The following is a 19,778-nucleotide window of genomic DNA, read 5'->3' as shown; positions in this document are numbered from 1 at the left end:
GGTGGGTGCAAAAATGCCGTGGCGCAAAAACGCGCAAGGCTGTCATTCTTTGAGGTTCGGGGGCTTAAGCGCCCCGTCGCTATCTTTCGCGCCTCATGCTACAAGCCCCAATCCAACGCCGCATACAGCAACGCAAAAGGCTACAACGACGGTCATCTCGACCGCTTCTCGTGCCGCATAGCGTAGCCACGGCTGTGGGCGGCCATGTTTCCTAGCCTTGTAGTCAGGGCGGCGCATAGGCTCGACATTGCCGGCCTTCGGTGCGTCGGTTTCCGTTTCGAACTCATCGTCGGCGAGCATTTCCAGGAGCGCGCGGTTCATGCTGCTGCCCTCCGGTTTGTTGCGGCCCGCTCCGCCGCCACTACGTTGTCGTTTGCGATGGGTTCAAGGCAATAATACCCGTGATTGCCCGCGCCCCGATGGTTCATCGGGATCGTCCAGCCATAGGAAGGCAGGCGCTTGCGAAGATGGCTGATTTGCACTCGCACTGTATTGTGCGCGTTGTCCGGCCCGCCGTTCGGATCGAAAGCATAGACGTTGTCGACGAGGTCGTTGATGTAAATACGGCGCGGATAAATCGCTGCCAGCGCGTCGACTATGTTTTTCTGTCCGCGTGGGAGAGGCGCGGCTTCGAGCTCGGTGGTGGGGTTCCGCTCCATTTTAAGCAGCCTCCGCCAGCACTACCGGCGTGCAGCAAGCTACGGCGCCGCTCGTCTGGAAGACTTCGAAGGTCTCGCCGGGGCACAGGGCAGCCAAGCGTGTCGCCTCGGCTAAGGCTTGCTCAAACGAGCCGTGCTCGTACGGCATGGTGGTGAAGACACCAACCCGGCCAGTCTTCTTGCCGCGGCGGAATACAAAGAATCCGCCGCCGATGATTTCATTCAGGCGAGGCTTCGAGCTTCTTCTCTGACTCATAATGGGTTGCTCCTCGTGTTTTTGGTTGGTGGTCAGCAGATCGGCGTCGGTCGCTTCTTCGTGCTGCTTGTGAGGAAGAATATGCGATAATCGAATAAAGGCGTCAAGCGTTAAAAATGCGAAAATCAAATAAAAATTGTTGCGGCCAGTTTTGAATACCGCATAATAGCATCATGCCACGCAATGGTGCGGGCGCTATAGAAAGAGAAATGACATGCAGAGAATTGACAATAAAAAAACGGCCCACTTTCGCGGGCCGGATGCTTATCCTCTCAATATCGACGAGATGAATGAGTCACTTGTCGACTTTTTTAAATGGATCAAAGAACCCCTCGGCAAGCTGCCGAATCGCGTCGTCTTTAATGGACCCAATTATTTTATCAATGTCTGATTGATTCAGTAGTCCGCGATGGATCGCATTAGCGTAAAGGTGTTGCAATAACAGCCGATGCACACCGATAATTGCCGGTATTCTATCCAGTGGCGGCAGATCAGGAAAATTCCCCATTCCTATAACCCCTTATGGTTGTAACGGCGCCAGATTGGCAAGTTGCATCCATAAGGGCAAGGATTATCGCGCGAACTTACGCCAAACTCGTCGAGAAATACGGCTGTAGAACATTCGCGCCCAATCTACCGGCACATCAACGATATCCGGAGCATTGTAGCTGGTAAGGGTATAGAGGCCATCTTCTGACCCTCGGCGAATTGTTTTGATCAATAGCCGCCCGTCTGAAACCTGCACGATGCAGGTCTCCCCAAGCGCGTCTTCCGGTAATACGGTTTCGCCAGAGTAGGCGACCAGATCCCCATCCTCGAAGATGGGGAACATACTATCGCCGCGGACAATGGCTCCAACCGTACCTGGGGGGAGTGGGTATTCGATATTCAATGAATATAAAGGGTCGCCGTCGTCTATGGGATGAACTGCAGCTCCGGCGCCCACATAACCGAGCACGTTCAATGACGCGTTTTCTCCGGGCAGCGGGTACCCCGTCACCTGAGATATAAGCGTCGATTCATCGCTGGATAGCTTGCGAGTGCCGCGCTTAACATTGCTGATCTTATCTTGGCTCAGACCGATTTTATCGGCCAGCTCCACCTGCGTCATATGCGCGAATTTTCGCGCCTTTTCCATCCAGTCTGACCAGTCAATTTTCTTCATATGGCCTTTTCGCATAATCCGCTCAAAAAATCATTTGCGATTATCAAATAATTTTTGTTGACTTGTTTATTTGTTTATCGCATATTCCAATCATCAACCGCCCCAAAGAAGAGCGGACCCAGAAAAGGAGAATGAGTTGCACAAGGAGAAGCCGGAGCTTCCGCGACCGGACAGATAGTACCAACCCAAGACTGACCGACCAGGAAACACGAGGAGATTACGATGAGCACTTACGAAAGACAGAATTTCGCCAACGTCGAGTATATGCCACCGTAGGGCAATAGGGACGCTGCTAGCCTGAGATGGCTAGTGGCGCGCGACGCATGCTTATCAGCGGGCGTCGGTGGGGATTGAGCTGGTTTGTAACGCCAGCCTAGAAATCGAAGGCCAGTTGTCCCGGCCATGACCGCCAATGAGCACACACATGCTCAAGTCGGCCAAATCGCAGACGCACGTAAGCACGAACTGCGATCAACTTAGGTTTCAGCATAAGCCAATACCTCCACGCTCTGACGGTTAAAGTCCCCTCTCAGCGAACGCAGTGATGCGCCGCTTGCCCTACATGAGAACAGCCGAAGCTGCAGAGTGGCTATTTGCTCCCCACCGACGTCTACACATAAGCATGCCAAAAATTGAAACACAACTATGAGGAGAATGACATGCAAATAGTACAAGCCAGAGGCCGGGAAATCCCGGTGACGACCCGAAGCAAGAGATACACGCCAGAGCGCGCTCGTGCCGAAGCGCTGTTTAATAAGCCGGCCGCCATTGCGAAGCCGCGTATTTTGGAAGATGCGCCGAAGGCCAGTGTCGCTGTCCGCGCTCCCGGTCACGAAGAAACTGAACACGACAAGGTGTTCCGCCTGGTACGTGAAGGAAAGTTTGAAGACGCTGCCCGCCTTGCTGCTCGCCTGATCAACGTGGGGCAGGTAACTGGTTTCTTCATCTATGGCAAATCGCCAGAATTCACCAAGGCATCGGAATGGCATCAGCGCCTTGTTCGCGATGGCGATGCTCGCGCCAATGTGCATATCATTTCGCCAGAACGAGCACAGATCCTACTCATGCACAACATCGGCAACCGCCGCGTTAATGCCGGCAACCTTGCCGCTATTATGCGAGATATCGCAACCCATCGCTTTGATTTGAACGGCGAGTCAATCGTTGTCTGTCAGGACGGCACAGTGAACGATGGACAGCATCGCACTTTCGGCGTCTTGCTGACTGGCCAGCCAATTGAATCGGTCGTCTCGTACGGCGTCACCAAGGAATCCATGCGCACCGTTAATATCGGTCGCAAGCGCACCGGCGTTGATCGGTTGAATATCGCAAGCATTCCCAACGCTGTGCATATGTCCGCTATCTCCAACCTTGCGTTCGAGATGTACAACGGCCGCGCTGCTACGCCTGCAGAGGCGCAGGACTATTATTTCGAGAACCAAGAGCATATCGTTCTTGCCAATTCCCTTATTGGAAATCCCCAGAGGGGACTTGGGGCTGCTGCACCTGGTGTCGCCGCGCTCCACCTTCTTTCCTTGGGTGCGAACGAAGACGATATTCGCCATTTCTTCACCGCATTCCGCACTGGTGAAATGCTCAAGCGTCGTAACCCGATTTACACTCTTCGCGAGGCTTTGCGCGAAAAGACAGTCAAGTGGACACGCCAGCAATGGGCGCGTGGGATTGTGCACCACTTTCTGATCTGGCGCGCTGGGCGGTCGCTCGCGGTTGCTACTTCCCCTGCATCTTTGCCTGAGGTGATCTGACCATGGAACGTCGGCGGTTATTCATTGACGACATATTTATCGGCAATCGCCATCGTAATGCTGATGGAGCTAAAGTTGCAGAGATTGCGAAGAGCATTGCCGAAGTCGGACTAATGAACCCGCCGGCGGTCTGTATCCGTGACGAAATCGTCATGGACGATGGAGAGTTGTGCGATGGGGTGGCAGTTTTGATTTATGGCCGCCACCGCTTAGCGGCACTCAAAATGAACGGCGAGGAATATGTAGAATGCGTCGTTCATGACGTTGACGATCTTCATGCCGAGCTCATGGAGATCGACGAGAACCTGGCCCGCTCGGAACTGTCGCCTGCCGAGGAAGCGGCACATATCGCGCGGCGTAAGGTGGTTTGGGAGGATATAAGGTCTGGTCGTATTCAATCGGGAGAAATTCTCCCGATTGAAAGCAAGCGCGAAGATGGGCGCGGACACCGTCAAAAGGAATTTGCAGCCGAGGTCGCCGCGGTTGTGGGGGCTGGACGCAATCCGGAATCGGTAAAGCGCGACGTCAATCTCAAGATATCTCGCGCCGAAAAACTCGGCCATGACATTCAACGCATCGTTGGCACTAGCCTAGACAAGGGCGTCGAAATGGACGCGCTAATTGGCCTGCCTGACGACGAACGCGAAAACCTTATCAGCCGAGCAGAGCGGGGCGAAAAGGTCAGCGCACGCCCAGCGCCGGAGCCCAAGCCAATAACCGCCGATAAGGCACTTGAGATTATTGCCGAGGGCGCCGCAAAAGCAGTGGCATCAAACAAAGACAGAAAGCGTCAAGCGTTCTGGGATGCATGGGCCGCGCTAGACGAAACTGATCGGCAGGAATTCGCCGCGATTATCTGGTCGCAGTATAAGACGGCCAATTAAAAGCAGGCTGTTATGGGTCGGCACCACCCGTTACCCCAGCCTGCCCGTACGTCGCGGTTAACACGAGGAGGGCCGAAGCCGCTTCTACGCCGCGATTTCCTTCGCAGGTACCACCCCGCGCGACCAGACAGATGCCGTTAGACACGGCACTTGTCAACAGTCACCAACCACACACGAGGAGACATGCAGCATTCATCAAGGCACGAACTGCAGGCAACTGCCGCCGCGCACCGTAAAAATGGCGCGTCGTTCGGGAAGATTGCGGAATTGATGGGCATTACCAGAGGCCACGCCTGGTCGCTGCTTTCGGAAAGATCGCCCACGCTACCGCCGCCAGAGCCAACAGAGAAGACCGTTGTGCGCCGCACAACATATAATGGCGGTTATTCGGGAGGTTGCATGGACATCTATGTCTCGCTGCCCCGCATAACCATTCTGGACGGTCCATATACAGGCACAGTCCACTAGCCTTACGAGGCGGGCCGACCGCGAGGATGACGGGGCCGACGATTAACCTCCCGACGAGGAGGCAATCTTGAAAACGAAATATACACGAACGGGCGAGCGGGACATGACAAACCGCAAGCCTTACCGGACAGCTGCGCAAAAAGCAGAAGCACGTGCTTCGGCTCGCCTTATTGACGGCCGTTACGTTTCCAGCGCGCCTGTCACTTACCACCGCGCACCGAAAAGAGGTGCCGCATGACCTGTGATTGCGGTGAATGCTGGGATTTGCCCGGCGAAATCGTCGTCCACAAGCTGTGGAAATGGAAGGGCATCATCATCGAGGAGCGCGACAGCTTTCGCTGGCTGACCGTGCGATTCATGATCCCCGGCACCGGCCTTGTGCAGCTTGAGGTCTCGCGCTTCGAAGTCGAGCCAGACTTTGAGCAGGACGACGGCGGCTTCGAGGCTGACAAGCCTGAAGAGGACAACGTCATCCCGGTCGATTTCACCAAGAAGGTGAAGCTTACGAAAAACACCAAGACGAGGGGAGCCGCTTAAGCAGCCCACGGCAAACCGGGCGGCCAATCACGCTACGAAGCCCAGAGGGGATTCGCTGCCTGCATAAAGCAAAAAGGAGAGAAAATATGAGATTGAAAAAAGGCGACGAGGTACGATCGCATCGAGACTGTCCATTTGGTGGGTTTAAGACTGGTGATATCTTTACGATCACCGCAGTAGACGGCGATTTTATTATGTTCGTCGATAACTACGGCAATAGTCGCCTACGTCCTGATGATGAATTCGAACTCCTGCCCGTTGCTGACGCAACCGGCAAACCTGCCTTCAAGGTTGGGGATCGGGTGAAGGTCGGCGGCGACCACCCTTATATTCTTTCCAACAACAACACGACCGGCAAGATTATCGGCGGAAATAACGGACGACGCGGCGAGTGGGAAGTCCAGTTAGATAACTATGGTGGCAGCCTATCGTTCAAGACGGACGAGCTTAAGCGGTTGTCATCACCCCTCACCATCGAGACCGGCAAATTCTATCGTACCCGCGATGGACGGAAGGTTGGGCCTATGGATGGGTGGACATCGGACCAGTTTCGCGAGCGCGCCGGAGATGGACGTTACTGGACAGTGGACGGCATTGGTCACGGTGAAGCGAAGGGGGAAGACCTCATCGCCGAATGGGTCGACGAGCCATCCAGCAATGACAACCAGCCGGTTGCGGAGCAACAGGAGGGAAGCGTTTTTATCGACGTGTCCAAGGCTGGCCCTTCACAACTGCACTTAGCAAAAGGACGGCTTGTTAAAATCAACCAAGGCTATGGTTTCGAGTTGGCCCGATACGGCGATTACGTCTGGGTTGATACCGGCAAGAAGCAACCCGTCGTTGCGCATATCAACGAAATTAAGGAGGCCGCATGACCTCCACCACGTACAGCCACACGCGCAACTATGCGCCCAAAGACTACGCGGACGGCGACACCTTATATGAGCCGGAAACCACGCTCGGACTTGGTGACCGCTTTCTATGGGGCTTGGCAGTTGTAGCTGCGCTCGCTCTGACCGTCGGCTTTTACGCATGGGTGTTGGCATGATTTCCTTCGCCACAAAAGCCACGGCTGACATGCCGTTCATCGATCCCGGGCGCAAGCCCGGTGTCGGACGCATCGGGCAGTCCTTGGCGCTTGCAGCGTTCGCGCTGGCAATCGCCACGACAATTGCGGCCTTCCTGTTCTGGAACCTGCTGCTGCCGTTCTACGGGCTGCTTTATCTGTGGGGAGGATGACATGTTCATGAGAATTTGGGGCCTGTTCCTGCAGGTCGCTGCTTGCATAGCTCTATTCTACAGCCGACTGGACGTCGCCACGTATTTCATTGCGTTGGCCGCGGTGAGCTACGCCCACGAGGCGGCCTATAAATGACCGCCCTCACAAGCCCGCCAGCATGGCTTGTCGGCTGGCTCATACTTGCGGCTGTCATCGCCGCAATCGCTGTTACCCACCACACCTACTGAACACGAGGAGACCTATGGCTCTATCTCTTTCAAGCCTCAAGTCGACGAAGAGAAACGATCCGCCCGTGATCCTTCTCTACGGCGTCGACGGCATCGGAAAGACGTCGCTCGCGGCAGAATTCCCGGACCCGATCTATCTGGCAACCGAAGGCGAGCGCCCGCCGTCTGACATCGAAATGGCAACCCCTGGCACGATTGAATCCTTCGACGATCTGCTGAACGTCATCGGCGAACTGCTGACCGAAGAGCACGACCGGCGCACCGTGATTATCGACAGCCTCGATGGGCTGGAACCGCTTGTTTGGCGTGCGACATGCGCGCGCTTGGGCGTGGCGAGTATTGAAGAACCTGGATTCGGCCGCGGGTATGTTGAGGCCGACACCGAATGGAATGAGCTGATGAGCGCAGTCTCGGCTCTGGCGAGGGCTGGAATATATGTGGTGATGCTCGCGCACCCGGAGATTGTCCGCTTTGACAGCCCTATCACGGATCCATATTCGAGATATTCGGTCAAACTACATAAAAGAGCAAACGCACTGGTTCGCGAAAAAGTCGATATCGTTGCGTTCTTGAACTACCGCGTTTCGATCAAAGAAAAAGAGGTCGCCCGTCAAACGAAGGTCGCTCATGCCGAAGGTGGCAAAGAGCGACAGATACACCTGAACGAAGGTGCGGGGTTCGTTGCGAAGAACCGGTTCAGCATGCCGGATACCGTTTCCTACAAAAAAGGACAGGGTTTCGATGACTTGGCGCGGTACTGGTCTCTTGCCAATGACAATGGCCAGAGGGAGGCGGCCTAATGGAAAAAGCTCTAGCTGGCCTTGTAGCAATTGCGGCCATCCTTTTTTTCGCACCGCTCTTGGGTGTTCTCGGTGGCGCGTTCGTCGGCTGGGTCGTGGGCCTGTTTTTCGCAGAAACGATCCATGCGTTCCTTGCCGCCGTTGGCATCAACGCGGCGGACCTTGCGATGTGGCAGATCGGCGCTTCGCTTGGTTTCATCGGTGGATTCTTCCGCCCGGCTATTCATCGGGCGAAGGCTTAAATCTCGCCGTCACCACACCCCAACAACACGAGGAAATGACAAATGGCAAAACTAGCCAGCAGATTTGATGCGACTGCTCACGATACAGAGCAGCGCGACTACGAGGAACTGCCGAACGGCGACTATGAGCTGGAAATCGAGGCGTCGGAGGTCAAGGAAGGCGCAAACGGTACCGGCCTCAAGACAACAATGACGGTTCTTCGCCCCGAGGAATACAAGGGCCGCAAGGTCTTCAATTTCTACAATCTGGAACACAAGAACGCGCAGGCGCAAGAGATCGGCCAGCGTCAGTTCGCGAGCCTTTGCCGAGCGATCGGCGTCTCGGAAGTCGAGGATTCCGAAGAACTGCACTTCAAGGCGTTTACGGCAAAGATTGGTCTCGGAAAGCCTTCCAAGGACGGCCAATACCCGGCGCGCGCGGAGATCAAAAAATACTACTTCCCCGATGAAGGCAACGTTCCCCAGCCTTCGATCGACGCCAACCAGCCGGTAGCGCAGGCCCGTCCAGCGAATGACAACCGACCGGCTGCAGCGAACAGCAATAAGCCGGCACCGGCGGCTGCTGCGGCAGGCAAGAAGCGGCCTTGGGGCTAAGCTAAACAACAGGCGCGGTTGCCAGCCGCGCCTTCTACCACCGAACACGAGGAGACTTTGATGAGAGTCAGCATTGACCGCTCACAGCTCGCGCACGCCTTGGCAACTGTCAACCGTGCCATCGAAAGCCGCAACACGATTCCTATTCTTGCCAACGTGCTCTTGGCAGTCGAGGACGGCAAGCTGCGCCTGACCGGTACCGATCTGGACGTGGAGATTACGACCAGTTTACCGGTGCTCGACTGCCAACCGGGCAGCGTAACCGTTCCCGGCAAGATGCTTGCGGATATCGCAAAGCGCGCGACTGGCGACATTACCCTTGCCTTAGATGGAGGCCGCCTTACGGTCGCGTCGGGTCGCAGCCGGTATAAACTCGACGTTTTGCCCGCTGAAGACTTTCCGTCCTTCAGCGCCGGTAAGTTTGACACGACGCTTGAGCTTGATCTGGCTACGCTTGTCGCGCCGTGTGTGCACTGCATTTCGACGGACGAGACACGTTATTATCTGGCTGGCGTTTATCTGCATGCCGTTGACGGCCGCTTGGTTGCTGTCGCAACCGACGGGCACCGGCTGATGCGCAATGTCGGCCCTGCCGGCGGCTTGAACTACGGCGTGATCCTGCCGCGAAAGCTGGTAGGCCTGCTGCCGAAAAGTGCGGTTACGGTCGAACTGTCCCAGAACAAGGTGCGCGTCACCTCTGGCTCGACGGTGATCACGAGCAAGCTGATTGACGGCACGTTCCCCGACTACGTGCGCGTCATTCCAACCGGCAATAGCAACGTGCTTACCGTTGATCGGCAGGCACTCATGAAGGCGGTCGAGCGTGTCGCCGCGGTTGCGGATGACAAATCGCGAGCCGTGAAATTCGCAGTCGGCGATGTGCTGCGACTGATGCTGGCTGACAAGGCTAGCGATGAAGTTTCGATTGAATTCGAGGGCGAGCCTTTGGAAATCGGCTTTAACGCCCGGTACGTCAACGACATGCTTGGCGCGTTGGATGAAGCAAACGTGCGCTTTGCTCTCGGCGATGCAGGCTCGCCTGCCGTCGTCAAGGGCGAGGGCGAGTGGACGGGCGTGCTTATGCCGATGAGGGTCTAAGCATGGCAGCGACAATCCCCGAAACCGCAATCTTCAACGCCATTGAATATGCGCTGCGCCATGAAGGTGTGACCGAAATCGCGTTTTCAGAAGATGGCGAATACGAAGTCGAAATCCACGAGGCGTCCAACCTGATGCCGTTCGTCAAATGTCTGTTGCGCGAGTTGGAGGTGATTACGTGAAAATCAGCATCGAGTGGCTTGGCGACACTCACGATTGCGAAACCTGCGGCCCGTCCTGGGCTGAAGGCGCGCGCGTCTATATCGATGGGCTGCTTGTACTGGATTTGCAGCCAAGCGCCCACTGTTACGATGGTGTGTCTTACCAAGAAGATGACGTGTACCGGCACATTCTGGAGCACCTCGGCCATACCGTGGAGGACTACCCAGCATGAACAGCATCTTCATGGTCATGAAGCAGGTATCGCCGGACACCGCACGGCCATATCGCGTCATCGAGACATATCCGACTTCGGAAGGAATGCGTTCACGTATCGTATCTGGTGCGTTTAGCACGCAGGAAGCGGCGCAACAGTGGGTGGAGCATTTGCAGGAATGGAGCGCAACATAATGGCCGCCCTCCCAAAAGCCGAATCCAGCACCGTCCGCGCCATCTACGCTGCTTACGAGGCCCAGGCTAAGTCCTGGGACTCGTGGGGCATCAGCGTGGGTGAGGCGGGCACCGAATGCGACCGCGCGCTTTGGTACGGCTTCCGATGGGCCTCGGCGCACGAGGTTCATTCGGGCCGCCAACTTCGGCTGTTCGCCACCGGCAATATCGAGGAAGACCGCTTGGTAGCCGACCTCGAACGCATCGGTGTCGACGTCTATGGCCAGCAGGACAAAATCAGGCTGGTCTCGGGTTTTGTGCGCGGGAAGTGCGACGGCAAAGCAATCGGTGTTCCAGAAGCGCCGAAGACTGAACACCTGCTGGAATTCAAGTCGAGCAACGAGAAGGGCATCAAGGAACTACAGAAGCACGGCTGCCAGAAAGCCAAGCCCTTGCACTATGCCCAGTGCCAGCTTGGAATGCACGATTTCGGACTGACGCGCTGTCTGTATCTGGCGTCGTGCAAGAACACCGACACGCTTTATGCCGAGCGGATCGAATACGATGTCGAGTTCTGCTTGCGGCTGCTGGCGCGCTGCGAACGCATCGTGTTTTCGGACGAGCCGCCCAGCCGTATCAGTGAAGACCCGGAGTTCTTCGGCTGCATGTTCTGCAAGCACCGAGGCGTCTGCCACGAAGGCGTGCAGCCGCGCGTCAACTGTCGCACCTGCCTTCATGTTCAGCCACAGCATGGCGGTGACTGCCACATGTCATGCGCGCGCTGGAACAAGCCATTGTCGATCGACGAGCAGCGCGACGGCTGCCCTGCGCACCTCTATCTGCCGGGGCTGATAAACGGCGAGCAGATCGATGCGGACGAGGTTGCTGAGACCGTTACTTATCGCTTGGCGACGGGTGAGATTTGGGTGGATGGGGTGAGATGAGAGGCGAGTGGTTAGGACCAGTACTTGGATAGCCGGAGACGCTCTAATCCTATGATGTTTAATAGTGTCGCTGACGCTAGTTGGGCGTCCCTAAGGTGGTCTTCAATGATTTCGAATTTTTCGCCTTTAGTTGACGCGTCCATGGCGTTTCCAACGCGGGACCAAATGATGGCGGCGTAGGAAGTTACGCTGTCGGATAGCACTCCATCGAGGGAATCAATGTATTTTTTCGATGGTCGAGAAATGTAAATCCCTTTTTGTGAAGCAAGAGCCGCAACAATCGAAGCAGATGCAACGGAGGTTTGGAGAACTGCTTGAGCAAAATCCGATAAAATGTCTAATGCATCCAACTCCGTCTTGAGTGAACGTTTGATGGTCGCGACATGTTGCTTCCGATTAGCATCGAGCTGCTGTTTTGCAACAACGACTGCAACAAGAACAGGTATGCCAGTGATGATCGTCCCGTAATCCTTCATCATCTCTAAAAATGCGTCGCCAAATGAAGGCAGCTTGGCATAGAGCGCGCCAAAGACCATAGCGCACACACCGACGTACACAGCCGTCGCAACATACAAAATAGCCGAAGAAAACTGCTCGTTTTCTTTCTCGAGTTTTTCATTATCAGACAAGGTAACGCCCCCAAATGCTAACCTTACGCGATTATCAACGCGCCTCAGTTGACGGCCTGTATGACTACTGGCGCGAACAACCCGGCTCTCCTCTTATCGTGCTTCCTACGGGCGGCGGCAAGAGCCTCGTGCTGGGTACGATCTGCAAGGAATTGATTGAAGGCTGGCCCGACATGCGCGTGCTTGTCGTGACGCATGTACGCGAACTCATTCTCTCGAACTATCAGGAGCTGCTGAACATCTGGCCTTTCGCGCCTGCTGGTATCTTTTCGGCAGGGGTAGGCCGGCGTGACGCGAAGGCGCAGATCGTTTTCGGCGGCGTGCAGACCATCGCAAACAAAGCGGATCAGATCGGACATATTGACGTCGTTCTGGTCGATGAAGCCCACCTGATGCCGCGCAACTCCGAAACGCAGTATGGCAAGCTGATCGAAGGCCTGCGCGCCATCAATCCAGACCTGAAGCTGGTCGGCCTCACGGCCACGCCTTATCGTTTGGGCGAGGGGCTTTTGACGGAAGGTGACGGCGCGCTTTTTGACGACATCTGCTTTGAAAAGCCGATTGGCGAGATGATCGAGGAAGGCTATCTCTGCCGTCCTATCTCAAAGGGCATGGCGACTGCCTTCGACCTGTCCGGCGTTGGCAAGCAGGGCGGCGACTACAAGCAGAACGCTCTGCAGGCGGCTATCGATAAAGACGATATCACGGCTTCCGTGGTCGATGAGATCGTCACGTATGGCACTGCGTCTGGTGCGGAGCGCAAGGCTTGGCTGTGCTTTTGCAGTGGCGTCGAACATGCCCGGCATATGCGAGACGAAATTCGTAGTCGGGGCTTTAGTTGTGAGACTGTGACTGGCGACACCCCGACCGGTGAGCGGGATCGCATTCTGGCTGATTTTAAGGCTGGCAAGATCCGCGCCTTGACGAATAACTCGGTACTTACAACCGGCACGAACCTGCCGATCATCGATCTGGTCGCGTTCTGTCGCCCAACCTTATCAGCGGGCCTTTATGTCCAGATGGCTGGTCGTGGTCTGCGCCTCTACCCCGGCAAGGAGAACTGCCTGTTTCTCGACTTTGCAGGCGTCGTCCGCAAGCACGGTCCGATTGATGCGGTCACGCCTCCGGGGATGAAGAGGGGCGACGGGGAGGCGCCGGTGAAGCAATGCCCGCAAGAGCCTGACGATCGTGGTCTAGTCGGCTGCGGCTCGCTTATTCACGCCTCGCTACATACCTGTCCCGACTGCGGATATGAATTCCCGGTCGATGAAACGCCGAAGATATCTGCGCAGGCCGAAGACGTGCCGATGTTGTCGAAGGACAACGCCAGCACCCGCCAGGTGGAGCGCCGCACCTTCGCATACCATGAAGGCAAGGGCGGTAAGCAGGACAGCGTGAAGGTGTCTTACTGGGTTGGCATGTCGCCAATCAACGAATGGCTAGGCCCCGCGCACACCGGTTTCTTTAAGTCGAAATCGGACAGGTGGTGGCGAAAGCACGGCGGACAGGCGCCATTCCCGAAAACTGTGCTCGAATTCATGGAGCGTCAGAATGAATTGCTGCCGACCGCCGAGATCGTGGTCAAGCCGAACGGCAAATACTGGGAAGTGGTCGATGCCATTGCGGGAGCTGCAAATGACAACGTGCCAGAGGCGAGCAACGATAATGAGCCGGGGCACAGTGTCCTGACGGACGATGAAATAAACGACGCGATGTACCTGTAGTGTTAACGGGATGCGCCGCGAGGCGTGTTAACTTACCTACCGCTGCTTTGACGACCTACCAAAACCAACCACCGAAACACGAGGAGCAACAATGCAGAACAACGCCGACAACACGAAAGTACAGAACTATCTGGCCTATGACGTCACAGTGCTGGAACGGGAATTTGCGGACTTGGTTGCGGCATACCCCGAACTGGCAGAAGACGAAGAACTACGCGCCGACACAATCGAAGGCGAGACGGACGCATACCGCGTGCTCGGTAAGATCGTGGCCATCGAGCGCGATGCAAACAGCATGGTACTGGCCATCGGCGAACGCGCCAAGGAATTGGCCGCGCGCAAAGATCGATACACCAGACGCAAGGACGCCATGCGGGCCTTGTTGCTGCGCCTGTTGAAGGCCGCTGACCTGAACAAAGTTAGCCTGCCGGAAGCGACTGTGTCGGTCGGTAAAGGGCGCGCCGGGGTTGAGATAGTGGACGAATCCGCTGTGCCTGCGCGTTTTTTGAAGGTTGTGAAATCGCCTGACAAGACACTTATCAAAGAGGCGCTGGATGCTGGGAAGATCGTCAAGGGAGCCGTCCTGCGCGAAGGCCAGCCCACGCTTACGGTGAGGGCGGCGTGAACTACGCACCCGGCCTATAACCAACACCCCGCCAGCCACCAACTGGCGGGTTACCACCACGAAACACGAGGAGATGAGGATGAATGAACCGCTACCGAGCGGGCCTTTCGGCTGCGTCCTTGCGGACCCGCCATGGGCATTTAGAACCTACAGCAAAAAGAATGTCGCGCCGGCTAGAGGTCGCCAGCCTTACAGCGTGATGTCGCTAGATGATATCCAGGCGCTACCTGTTGAACAGGTATGCGCCCGCGACTGTTTGCTGTTCATGTGGACCGTTTCACACCTGCAGCGTGAAGCTTTCGACGTTGCTGCATCGTGGGGATTCCGTCCTGTCAGCGTGGCTTTTGTCTGGGACAAGGGGCGCATGGGAATGGGCTATTGGACCCGACAGGAAGTTGAAATCTGCCATCTGTTCAAACGTGGCAAGCCGCGTCGTCTTAGCAACGGCGTGCGTTCGCTGATCAAGGCACCCCGCCGCGAGCATAGTCGCAAGCCTGATGAGCAATATGAGCGCATCGAGCGGCTTGTCGATGGCCCGTATCTTGAACTATTCGCGCGCCAAGCGTGGCCGGGTTGGTCGGCTTGGGGGAATGAGGCGGGCAAGTATGTGGCCGCAAACGACAATCAGGATTTGCTGGGGAGGGTGGCATCATGACCGACATCTGCCACGTCTGCGCCCGCCGCGCCGTAGGCCTCGGCGTGCAAGCAGACCGCGAGCCGATCCGATGGCTATGCAAGGAATGCGCCGACATTGCCGAGCATATCCGGCACCGCAAGAGGCTCGACCCTTACGAGTTAAAAGCGCTTGATACCGGCGTCGAGGCGGTCGGGGAGTACTTGCAGTCCATACAGAAAACCGACCTTAAGGAAATGGACGAGCTCGAAGCACGCATGCTGGTGAAAGCCGCGTGGGAAGGTTGCGGGCGGGGGATGCGGTCGGCTCTAAGTGAAGCTCCATTCTGAGGTCGCCATGACAGCCTATTACAACGAATTTGACCCGAAAGCGGCCGCTTGGTTGCGCGAGCTAATCGGGGCTGGCCACATCGCACCGGGAGATGTTGATGAACGTTCAATTGTCGATATTCGACCTTCCGACCTTATCGGATACACACAATGCCACTTCTTCGCCGGGATCGGCGTCTGGTCCTACGCACTCCGCCGAGCAGGATGGCCAGACGACCGGCCGGTCTGGACCGGTTCCTGCCCATGTCAGCCTTTCAGCGCGGCAGGCAAAGGAGCAGGGTTTACTGACGAGCGGCACCTATGGCCGCACTTCCACTGGCTTATTGAAAACTGCCGCCCTCCAGTCGTTTTTGGCGAGCAGGTTGCGAGCAAGGACGGACTTGGCTGGCTCGACCTTGTACAAGCTGACCTGGAAGGATCGGGCTACGCCAGCGGGGCGGTCGATACCTGCGCTGCGGGCTTCGGCGCGCCGCATATCCGACAACGGCTCTACTGGGTTGGAAAAAGGGTGGAACACACCACGCGCGAGCGACGGGACGAACAGCGGGCCGAACCAAGCGGGTGGCGCGCTGACATCGGATGCGGCTTTGGCATCGTGGGTGACGCCCGCTTCACGGGACTGGAAGGACAGCGGGGCGGACATTCGTCCACGTTCGGACACGGGCAAGGATCGGTTCGACCAGTTGCCGAGGCAAGCGAATTTGGCGGGGTGGCCGACAACAACGACGACGGATGCTCTGCGCCATCCATCTCCGGATTTCACAACTCCGAACATCACGCTGAACCACGCAGCAGCATTGTCGGACGGTCCAGCCCGACTAGCGGCTTCTGGCGAGATGCTGACTGGCTCTTTTGCCGGGATGGAAAGTGGCGGCCTGTTGAACCCATCACATTCCCGCTGGCTCATGGGGCTGCCGCCCGAGTGGGACGACTGCGCGGTTACGGCAATGCAATCGTTGCGCCCGCAGCGCAAGCGTTCATCGAAGCGTACCTAGAAACCGAGATAGTGCCCGCCAACGACAACTATGCAAATAGCAGTTGCGTGGCGTGACGGTTACGAACCTTTCTTACCCTCATAAAGCGGTGCCCATTCCCCGATGAGTGCCGCTTCGAGGATATTCATTACTCTTTGGGGTGTTGTGTCAGGAAGTAAAAAGTCAATGCGTACAGTGTTAGTCCAGATCCAATCTTTAACATTCTCAGGGGTGATTGGCGCGCCGTCGAGTGGTGACGCAGCGCAAATACTCCTAGCGAGAGTACTAGGTACAGATGGGATTAAGTGATAATGGTGATAGCTATAACGCGACTGGTTCCTTTGACTTGCTTGGCCCACTTTCAATGTAATCAAGCTATCCCGTAAGTGGAATGAGTAAATAGCTTTCTGGCTTCTTGGTAGCGGTGGGATTGGTTTGTCATGCACCAAAATCCGCTGCTCAACCAATGCACCATCAATATCGCTGAAGTGCTGGATAAGCTTGCTTCTCAAAAAAGCCAGTGAAAGCTCAGCCTTATGCGACAATGGCTGAAGCGATCCGTCAAGAAACATACATCCCCCCTATTTCTCAGGGAGACTTTATGCAAATTTCGCAGGAACTCAATACCGACCCCATGCTCGACGTCGCGCTGTCCTACACAGCGCGTAACTGGCCTGTATTTCCGTGCCGTGCCGCCGATGAGGAGTTCGTAGACGAGGATGGTCTTATCGAAATCCTCGCTACCAAAACTCCGCTGACCTCAAACGGGTTCCGTGGCGCGACGCTGAATGAGCGAATTGTGCGTGAACTCTGGCGCCGCAATCCAGGTGCAATGGTCGGCGTGCCGACAGGAGCGCCTATCGGCGCGTGGGTGCTGGATATTGATCCGAAGCACGGCGGGCCGGATACGCTCACCGCCTTGGAGGCTGAGCACGGTGCATTGCCGGCCACGCTCACCGCTGAAACTACGAGCGGAGGCCGTCATTACTTCTTCAGGCACAAGGCTGGCGTTCGCAATCGTGGTGCTCTGGGCGCTGGCATCGATGTTCGTGGCGACGGCGGCTATGTCATAGCGGCTGGCAGCGTGCCTGCTGTTGGCCAGCCTTACCGCTGGCTGGTCGATATGGATCCCGTCGATGCGCCGGACTGGCTGCTGGAGCTTGTCCTGCCACGGTCATACGACAGCACGACCATGTACCAGGCACCGTCGGTCTCGGGCACGATCAACGACCGGTACGTCGAGCGCGCGGTACAGTCTGAGCTCGACGACCTCGCCATGGAACCGATGGGTAACCGCAACAACCGCCTGAACGACGCAGCGTTCCGACTGGGGACCTTCGTTGGCGCTGGGGCCTTGGCGGAATCCGAAGCGCGGGCCTTGCTACAAGACGTGGCGCGCGGCTGGGGCAGGGACTTCCCCCGTTGCTGCAAAACGATCGACAATGGGCTGAAGGCTGGCAAGATGCATCCGCGTCAGGCACCAGAAGCCGTCAACGACAATACCAAGCTCGTGGACATTACACGCATGCTCGACAATGCGCGGGCGAAGGTGGAGGGCGGAGAGGTCAACCCAGAAGAACTGGTGACGACCGTCCAGATTGATCCAGAGAAGTTACCGCCCATCGAAGAAGAGGTCACCGAACAACCCATCCTCGCAGCTACGCCGTTCCAGTGGAAAGACCCGTCGACGCTGCCGCGCCGCGAGTTCGCTTTCGGTCGGCATTTCATCCGCAAGTACGTCTCGGTTACTGTTGCGCCCGGCGGGCTTGGCAAGACTGCCAACAGTATCGTGGAAGCGCTGGCCATGGCGTCAGGCAAAGCGTTGAACGGTGTTAAGCCCCCGCGCCGCCTTAAGGTCTGGCTGTTTAACGTCGAAGATCCGCGCGACGAGTTGGAGCGGCGCATCATGGCGGCGTGCATCCACTTCAATCTCAAGCCTGAAGATATTGATGGACACCTGTTCCTCGACAGCGGCCGAGAGCAGGAACTGGTCGTTGCTATCGACGACAAGAAGGGAGTCAAAATCCAAGAGCCGATCGTCGAGGCTGTTGCCGAAACCATCCTTGCCAATGGCATTGACGTGATGATCGTCGATCCATTTGTGTCGACGCACCAGGTCAATGAAAACGACAACGGCGCAATCGACAAGGTCGCGAAGCTCTGGGCGCAGATCGCGGATTACACGAACTGCTCCATCGACATCGTGCACCACCTACGCAAGGTCAGCGATCGCGAGGCTACCGTCGAAGATGCTCGTGGTGCTGTGGCTCTGATCGGCGCAGCGCGTTCGGTGCGCGTGCTTAACCGCATGTCAGAAGCGCAAGCTAACGAGGCAGGCATTCCCGGCATGGATCGGTTCGGCTACTTCTCGATCACATACGGCAAGTCGAACCTTACGCCGCTCTCACACCGGTTGGACTGGCGGCACATCGAAAGCGTGGCGTTGGGTAACGGGCGCGGCCTGACCCAGCCGCAGGACCATGCGCCCGTCGTGACCGAATGGCATTGGCCGTCCAGCGAGGAAGTTGCCGAAGGGCTATCGGACGAGCAGAAAGACGCAATCCGTGGTGCCGTGAACGGCGGCATGTATAAGCAGGCGCCGCAGGCCAAAGACTGGGTTGGTCACGCGGTCGCTTATGCGCTGGGGCTGGATGTCGACGACGAGGTGCAGAAGAAGCGTGCGGGCCTTATTACCAAGGCGCTGTTCAAGGAAGGGTTTCTCGCAAAAGTCGAGGAGCGCGATCCGGTGCAGCGGAAAACGACATCGTTTGTGAGGGCGGTTTAGGTACGCAGATCAGCGCCGGTAACGCAGCGCAAGGTAAAGGAAAGCGGGGCTTAGGCTCCGCTTTTCTTGTTATCGTGTTTTCAATGGACAATAGCATCAGATTTGAGCCACTTTTACCCCCCGGAGGGAACCGGGCAAGAAAGATCACCTTCTTCGCAGTTCAGATATTCAGAGAATTGCTTGTTTCTTTCCGTTGTCAGCTTTTCACGACATATAGCTACTGTCATCGGATGTACGCTACCGCCAGCGGTCCCCGATGCAGAGAAATTGCACTCAGCGTCGCGGAATTTGACCCAGGCGCGCTGTGAGGTGATCAGAAGCTTCTTGGCGTCGTCGTCGTCAGCAAGGCGCTTCTCGATCTCTCTGTAATGCGCGTTAAGCTGCTTATCTGCTTTCGCGAAGTCGTCGTTGGCGCACTTGTTCATTGTGGCCTGATCTTGCGCATTCTCGCACTCAGAGGATGCTAAAGCAGAGCCCGAGAAGAACATGGCTGTTAACGCTATGGCGATATATTTAAACATTATGCCCTCCGTTACTTTAAAGTGATAATAATGTAAGAAATACCGTAAATTATAAATCATGCATCTGGAATTGGAGGCGATGGTTAATGAGAAGGGGAACGCATTACTTATTAGAGAAAGCTGATGTT

General features: G+C 56.5%; 28 protein-coding genes. 21 read left to right on the top strand and 7 right to left on the bottom strand.

All coding sequences use genetic code 11. The features are described from left to right. Positions 1 to 93: 93 nt before the first annotated feature. From F9K78_RS19285 to F9K78_RS19275, 3 genes are read right to left on the bottom strand one after another with little or no spacing between them, the layout of a single operon-like run. On the bottom strand, positions 94 to 321 hold the full coding sequence (locus tag F9K78_RS19285) for a hypothetical protein (protein ID WP_151682590.1): 228 nt from the start codon (positions 319 to 321) through the stop codon (positions 94 to 96). Beyond that, positions 318 to 659 carry a helix-turn-helix domain-containing protein gene (locus F9K78_RS19280; RefSeq protein WP_151682589.1) on the bottom strand — a complete coding sequence of 114 codons (342 nt, stop codon included), beginning with the start codon at positions 657 to 659 and terminating at the stop codon, positions 318 to 320. Before F9K78_RS19280 ends, F9K78_RS19285 begins: the two co-directional genes overlap by 4 nt. A gap of 1 nt (position 660) precedes the next feature. Continuing rightward, positions 661 to 1,044, bottom strand: coding sequence for a hypothetical protein (locus F9K78_RS19275; RefSeq protein ID WP_235925481.1), 384 nt, complete (start codon positions 1,042 to 1,044; stop codon positions 661 to 663). A gap of 85 nt (positions 1,045 to 1,129) precedes the next feature. Here F9K78_RS19275 and F9K78_RS21970 point away from each other — a divergent pair, with 85 nt between their 5' ends. Continuing rightward, complete coding sequence (locus F9K78_RS21970) at positions 1,130 to 1,306, top strand: hypothetical protein (RefSeq protein ID WP_167518135.1); 177 nt, start codon at positions 1,130 to 1,132, stop codon at positions 1,304 to 1,306. Between the two features lie 180 nt (positions 1,307 to 1,486). On the opposite strand, the gene F9K78_RS19270 is transcribed toward F9K78_RS21970, so the two are convergent. Then, on the bottom strand, positions 1,487 to 2,080 hold the full coding sequence (locus F9K78_RS19270; RefSeq protein WP_167518134.1) for a LexA family transcriptional regulator: 594 nt from the start codon (positions 2,078 to 2,080) through the stop codon (positions 1,487 to 1,489). A gap of 659 nt (positions 2,081 to 2,739) precedes the next feature. Between F9K78_RS19270 and F9K78_RS19265 the strand changes: the two genes are divergently transcribed. From F9K78_RS19265 to F9K78_RS19200, 14 genes are all read left to right on the top strand, one after another. Then, positions 2,740 to 3,846, top strand: coding sequence for a hypothetical protein (locus tag F9K78_RS19265; RefSeq protein ID WP_151682587.1), 1,107 nt, complete (start codon positions 2,740 to 2,742; stop codon positions 3,844 to 3,846). Between the two features lie 2 nt (positions 3,847 to 3,848). Next, entirely contained in the window at positions 3,849 to 4,730 is an 882-nt protein-coding gene (locus F9K78_RS19260; protein WP_151682586.1) for a ParB/RepB/Spo0J family partition protein, read from the top strand. 702 nt (positions 4,731 to 5,432) lie between these two features. Further along, positions 5,433 to 5,735: a hypothetical protein gene (locus tag F9K78_RS19250; RefSeq protein ID WP_151682584.1), complete on the top strand. Its 303-nt coding sequence runs from the start codon at positions 5,433 to 5,435 to the stop codon at positions 5,733 to 5,735. 86 nt (positions 5,736 to 5,821) lie between these two features. Beyond that, positions 5,822 to 6,610, top strand: a complete 789-nt coding sequence (locus tag F9K78_RS19245) for a hypothetical protein (RefSeq protein ID WP_151682583.1) — start codon at positions 5,822 to 5,824, stop codon at positions 6,608 to 6,610. Beyond that, the gene (locus F9K78_RS21965; RefSeq protein WP_157808254.1) at positions 6,607 to 6,783 is read left to right on the top strand and encodes a hypothetical protein; all 177 of its coding nucleotides are present in this window, start codon (positions 6,607 to 6,609) and stop codon (positions 6,781 to 6,783) included. The genes F9K78_RS19245 and F9K78_RS21965 overlap by 4 nt, the downstream gene beginning before the upstream one ends. Then, positions 6,768 to 6,974, top strand: coding sequence for a hypothetical protein (locus tag F9K78_RS19240; protein WP_122066511.1), 207 nt, complete (start codon positions 6,768 to 6,770; stop codon positions 6,972 to 6,974). The genes F9K78_RS21965 and F9K78_RS19240 overlap by 16 nt, the downstream gene beginning before the upstream one ends. 242 nt (positions 6,975 to 7,216) lie before the next feature. After that, a complete protein-coding gene (locus tag F9K78_RS19235; protein ID WP_122066510.1) occupies positions 7,217 to 8,002 on the top strand; it encodes an ATP-binding protein in 786 nt (261 codons plus the stop codon). Next, a complete protein-coding gene (locus F9K78_RS19230; RefSeq protein ID WP_151682582.1) occupies positions 8,002 to 8,244 on the top strand; it encodes a hypothetical protein in 243 nt (80 codons plus the stop codon). The genes F9K78_RS19235 and F9K78_RS19230 overlap by 1 nt, the downstream gene beginning before the upstream one ends. Positions 8,245 to 8,286: 42 nt before the next feature. Then, positions 8,287 to 8,838 (top strand): DUF669 domain-containing protein, encoded by a 552-nt coding sequence (locus F9K78_RS19225; protein WP_021587369.1) that lies wholly within the window; start codon positions 8,287 to 8,289, stop codon positions 8,836 to 8,838. 60 nt (positions 8,839 to 8,898) lie between these two features. After that, the gene (gene dnaN, locus F9K78_RS19220; protein ID WP_151682581.1) at positions 8,899 to 9,936 is read left to right on the top strand and encodes a DNA polymerase III subunit beta; all 1,038 of its coding nucleotides are present in this window, start codon (positions 8,899 to 8,901) and stop codon (positions 9,934 to 9,936) included. 2 nt (positions 9,937 to 9,938) lie between these two features. Further along, the gene (locus tag F9K78_RS19215) at positions 9,939 to 10,118 is read left to right on the top strand and encodes a hypothetical protein (protein WP_021587367.1); all 180 of its coding nucleotides are present in this window, start codon (positions 9,939 to 9,941) and stop codon (positions 10,116 to 10,118) included. Next, on the top strand, positions 10,115 to 10,330 hold the full coding sequence (locus F9K78_RS19210) for a hypothetical protein (RefSeq protein WP_100648939.1): 216 nt from the start codon (positions 10,115 to 10,117) through the stop codon (positions 10,328 to 10,330). The genes F9K78_RS19215 and F9K78_RS19210 overlap by 4 nt, the downstream gene beginning before the upstream one ends. After that, positions 10,327 to 10,506: a hypothetical protein gene (locus tag F9K78_RS19205; protein ID WP_151682580.1), complete on the top strand. Its 180-nt coding sequence runs from the start codon at positions 10,327 to 10,329 to the stop codon at positions 10,504 to 10,506. Before F9K78_RS19210 ends, F9K78_RS19205 begins: the two co-directional genes overlap by 4 nt. Next, positions 10,506 to 11,429 carry a PDDEXK family nuclease gene (locus F9K78_RS19200; RefSeq protein ID WP_151682579.1) on the top strand — a complete coding sequence of 308 codons (924 nt, stop codon included), beginning with the start codon at positions 10,506 to 10,508 and terminating at the stop codon, positions 11,427 to 11,429. The genes F9K78_RS19205 and F9K78_RS19200 overlap by 1 nt, the downstream gene beginning before the upstream one ends. Before the next feature lie 11 nt (positions 11,430 to 11,440). Here F9K78_RS19200 and F9K78_RS19195 read toward each other — a convergent pair whose 3' ends face one another. Further along, positions 11,441 to 12,058: a hypothetical protein gene (locus tag F9K78_RS19195; protein WP_151682578.1), complete on the bottom strand. Its 618-nt coding sequence runs from the start codon at positions 12,056 to 12,058 to the stop codon at positions 11,441 to 11,443. A gap of 14 nt (positions 12,059 to 12,072) precedes the next feature. Here F9K78_RS19195 and F9K78_RS19190 point away from each other — a divergent pair, with 14 nt between their 5' ends. From F9K78_RS19190 to F9K78_RS19170, 5 genes are all read left to right on the top strand, one after another. Next, the gene (locus F9K78_RS19190; protein ID WP_151682577.1) at positions 12,073 to 13,782 is read left to right on the top strand and encodes a DEAD/DEAH box helicase; all 1,710 of its coding nucleotides are present in this window, start codon (positions 12,073 to 12,075) and stop codon (positions 13,780 to 13,782) included. 91 nt (positions 13,783 to 13,873) lie between these two features. Beyond that, positions 13,874 to 14,407, top strand: coding sequence for a siphovirus Gp157 family protein (locus tag F9K78_RS19185; protein WP_151682576.1), 534 nt, complete (start codon positions 13,874 to 13,876; stop codon positions 14,405 to 14,407). A gap of 79 nt (positions 14,408 to 14,486) precedes the next feature. Further along, positions 14,487 to 15,062 (top strand): MT-A70 family methyltransferase, encoded by a 576-nt coding sequence (locus F9K78_RS19180; protein WP_151682575.1) that lies wholly within the window; start codon positions 14,487 to 14,489, stop codon positions 15,060 to 15,062. Next, positions 15,059 to 15,370 (top strand): DUF6511 domain-containing protein, encoded by a 312-nt coding sequence (locus F9K78_RS19175; RefSeq protein WP_151682574.1) that lies wholly within the window; start codon positions 15,059 to 15,061, stop codon positions 15,368 to 15,370. The genes F9K78_RS19180 and F9K78_RS19175 overlap by 4 nt, the downstream gene beginning before the upstream one ends. Positions 15,371 to 15,377: 7 nt before the next feature. Continuing rightward, complete coding sequence (locus F9K78_RS19170) at positions 15,378 to 16,421, top strand: DNA cytosine methyltransferase (protein ID WP_151682573.1); 1,044 nt, start codon at positions 15,378 to 15,380, stop codon at positions 16,419 to 16,421. A gap of 3 nt (positions 16,422 to 16,424) precedes the next feature. Here the strand turns inward: F9K78_RS19170 and F9K78_RS19165 are convergent, their stop codons facing one another. Further along, entirely contained in the window at positions 16,425 to 16,916 is a 492-nt protein-coding gene (locus tag F9K78_RS19165) for a hypothetical protein (protein ID WP_151682572.1), read from the bottom strand. A 62-nt stretch (positions 16,917 to 16,978) separates the two neighbouring features. Between F9K78_RS19165 and F9K78_RS19160 the strand changes: the two genes are divergently transcribed. Next, positions 16,979 to 19,129 (top strand): bifunctional DNA primase/polymerase, encoded by a 2,151-nt coding sequence (locus tag F9K78_RS19160; protein ID WP_151682600.1) that lies wholly within the window; start codon positions 16,979 to 16,981, stop codon positions 19,127 to 19,129. 113 nt (positions 19,130 to 19,242) lie between these two features. On the opposite strand, the gene F9K78_RS19155 is transcribed toward F9K78_RS19160, so the two are convergent. Then, positions 19,243 to 19,650 (bottom strand): lysozyme inhibitor LprI family protein, encoded by a 408-nt coding sequence (locus F9K78_RS19155; protein WP_151682571.1) that lies wholly within the window; start codon positions 19,648 to 19,650, stop codon positions 19,243 to 19,245. Between the last annotated feature and the right edge of the window lie 128 nt (positions 19,651 to 19,778).

The sequence above is a fragment of the Brucella pseudintermedia genome, assembly GCF_008932435.1.
Taxonomy (GTDB): Bacteria; Pseudomonadota; Alphaproteobacteria; order Rhizobiales; family Rhizobiaceae; genus Brucella; species Brucella pseudintermedia.
This window is presented reverse-complemented; position numbering and strand designations above follow the sequence as displayed.

Bases quoted from the DNA above. Each gene is read 5' to 3' on its own strand.
- F9K78_RS19250 (WP_151682584.1), top strand. From the start codon at position 5,433: ATGACCTGTGATTGCGGTGAATGCTGGGATTTGCCCGGCGAAATCGTC.
- F9K78_RS19185 (WP_151682576.1), top strand. From the start codon at position 13,874: ATGCAGAACAACGCCGACAACACGAAAGTACAGAACTATCTGGCCTAT.
- F9K78_RS19225 (WP_021587369.1), top strand. From the start codon at position 8,287: ATGGCAAAACTAGCCAGCAGATTTGATGCGACTGCTCACGATACAGAG.
- F9K78_RS21965 (WP_157808254.1), top strand. From the start codon at position 6,607: ATGACCTCCACCACGTACAGCCACACGCGCAACTATGCGCCCAAAGAC.
- F9K78_RS19270 (WP_167518134.1), bottom strand. From the start codon at position 2,080: ATGAAGAAAATTGACTGGTCAGACTGGATGGAAAAGGCGCGAAAATTC.
- F9K78_RS19160 (WP_151682600.1), top strand. From the start codon at position 16,979: ATGCTCGACGTCGCGCTGTCCTACACAGCGCGTAACTGGCCTGTATTT.
- F9K78_RS19180 (WP_151682575.1), top strand. From the start codon at position 14,487: ATGAATGAACCGCTACCGAGCGGGCCTTTCGGCTGCGTCCTTGCGGAC.
- F9K78_RS19215 (WP_021587367.1), top strand. From the start codon at position 9,939: ATGGCAGCGACAATCCCCGAAACCGCAATCTTCAACGCCATTGAATAT.
- F9K78_RS19240 (WP_122066511.1), top strand. From the start codon at position 6,768: ATGGGTGTTGGCATGATTTCCTTCGCCACAAAAGCCACGGCTGACATG.
- F9K78_RS19205 (WP_151682580.1), top strand. From the start codon at position 10,327: ATGAACAGCATCTTCATGGTCATGAAGCAGGTATCGCCGGACACCGCA.
- F9K78_RS19170 (WP_151682573.1), top strand. From the start codon at position 15,378: ATGACAGCCTATTACAACGAATTTGACCCGAAAGCGGCCGCTTGGTTG.
- F9K78_RS19175 (WP_151682574.1), top strand. From the start codon at position 15,059: ATGACCGACATCTGCCACGTCTGCGCCCGCCGCGCCGTAGGCCTCGGC.
- F9K78_RS19230 (WP_151682582.1), top strand. From the start codon at position 8,002: ATGGAAAAAGCTCTAGCTGGCCTTGTAGCAATTGCGGCCATCCTTTTT.
- dnaN (WP_151682581.1), top strand. From the start codon at position 8,899: ATGAGAGTCAGCATTGACCGCTCACAGCTCGCGCACGCCTTGGCAACT.
- F9K78_RS19200 (WP_151682579.1), top strand. From the start codon at position 10,506: ATGGCCGCCCTCCCAAAAGCCGAATCCAGCACCGTCCGCGCCATCTAC.
- F9K78_RS19260 (WP_151682586.1), top strand. From the start codon at position 3,849: ATGGAACGTCGGCGGTTATTCATTGACGACATATTTATCGGCAATCGC.
- F9K78_RS19190 (WP_151682577.1), top strand. From the start codon at position 12,073: ATGCTAACCTTACGCGATTATCAACGCGCCTCAGTTGACGGCCTGTAT.
- F9K78_RS19265 (WP_151682587.1), top strand. From the start codon at position 2,740: ATGCAAATAGTACAAGCCAGAGGCCGGGAAATCCCGGTGACGACCCGA.
- F9K78_RS21970 (WP_167518135.1), top strand. From the start codon at position 1,130: ATGCAGAGAATTGACAATAAAAAAACGGCCCACTTTCGCGGGCCGGAT.
- F9K78_RS19155 (WP_151682571.1), bottom strand. From the start codon at position 19,650: ATGTTTAAATATATCGCCATAGCGTTAACAGCCATGTTCTTCTCGGGC.
- F9K78_RS19280 (WP_151682589.1), bottom strand. From the start codon at position 659: ATGGAGCGGAACCCCACCACCGAGCTCGAAGCCGCGCCTCTCCCACGC.
- F9K78_RS19235 (WP_122066510.1), top strand. From the start codon at position 7,217: ATGGCTCTATCTCTTTCAAGCCTCAAGTCGACGAAGAGAAACGATCCG.
- F9K78_RS19165 (WP_151682572.1), bottom strand. From the start codon at position 16,916: ATGTTTCTTGACGGATCGCTTCAGCCATTGTCGCATAAGGCTGAGCTT.
- F9K78_RS19285 (WP_151682590.1), bottom strand. From the start codon at position 321: ATGAACCGCGCGCTCCTGGAAATGCTCGCCGACGATGAGTTCGAAACG.
- F9K78_RS19245 (WP_151682583.1), top strand. From the start codon at position 5,822: ATGAGATTGAAAAAAGGCGACGAGGTACGATCGCATCGAGACTGTCCA.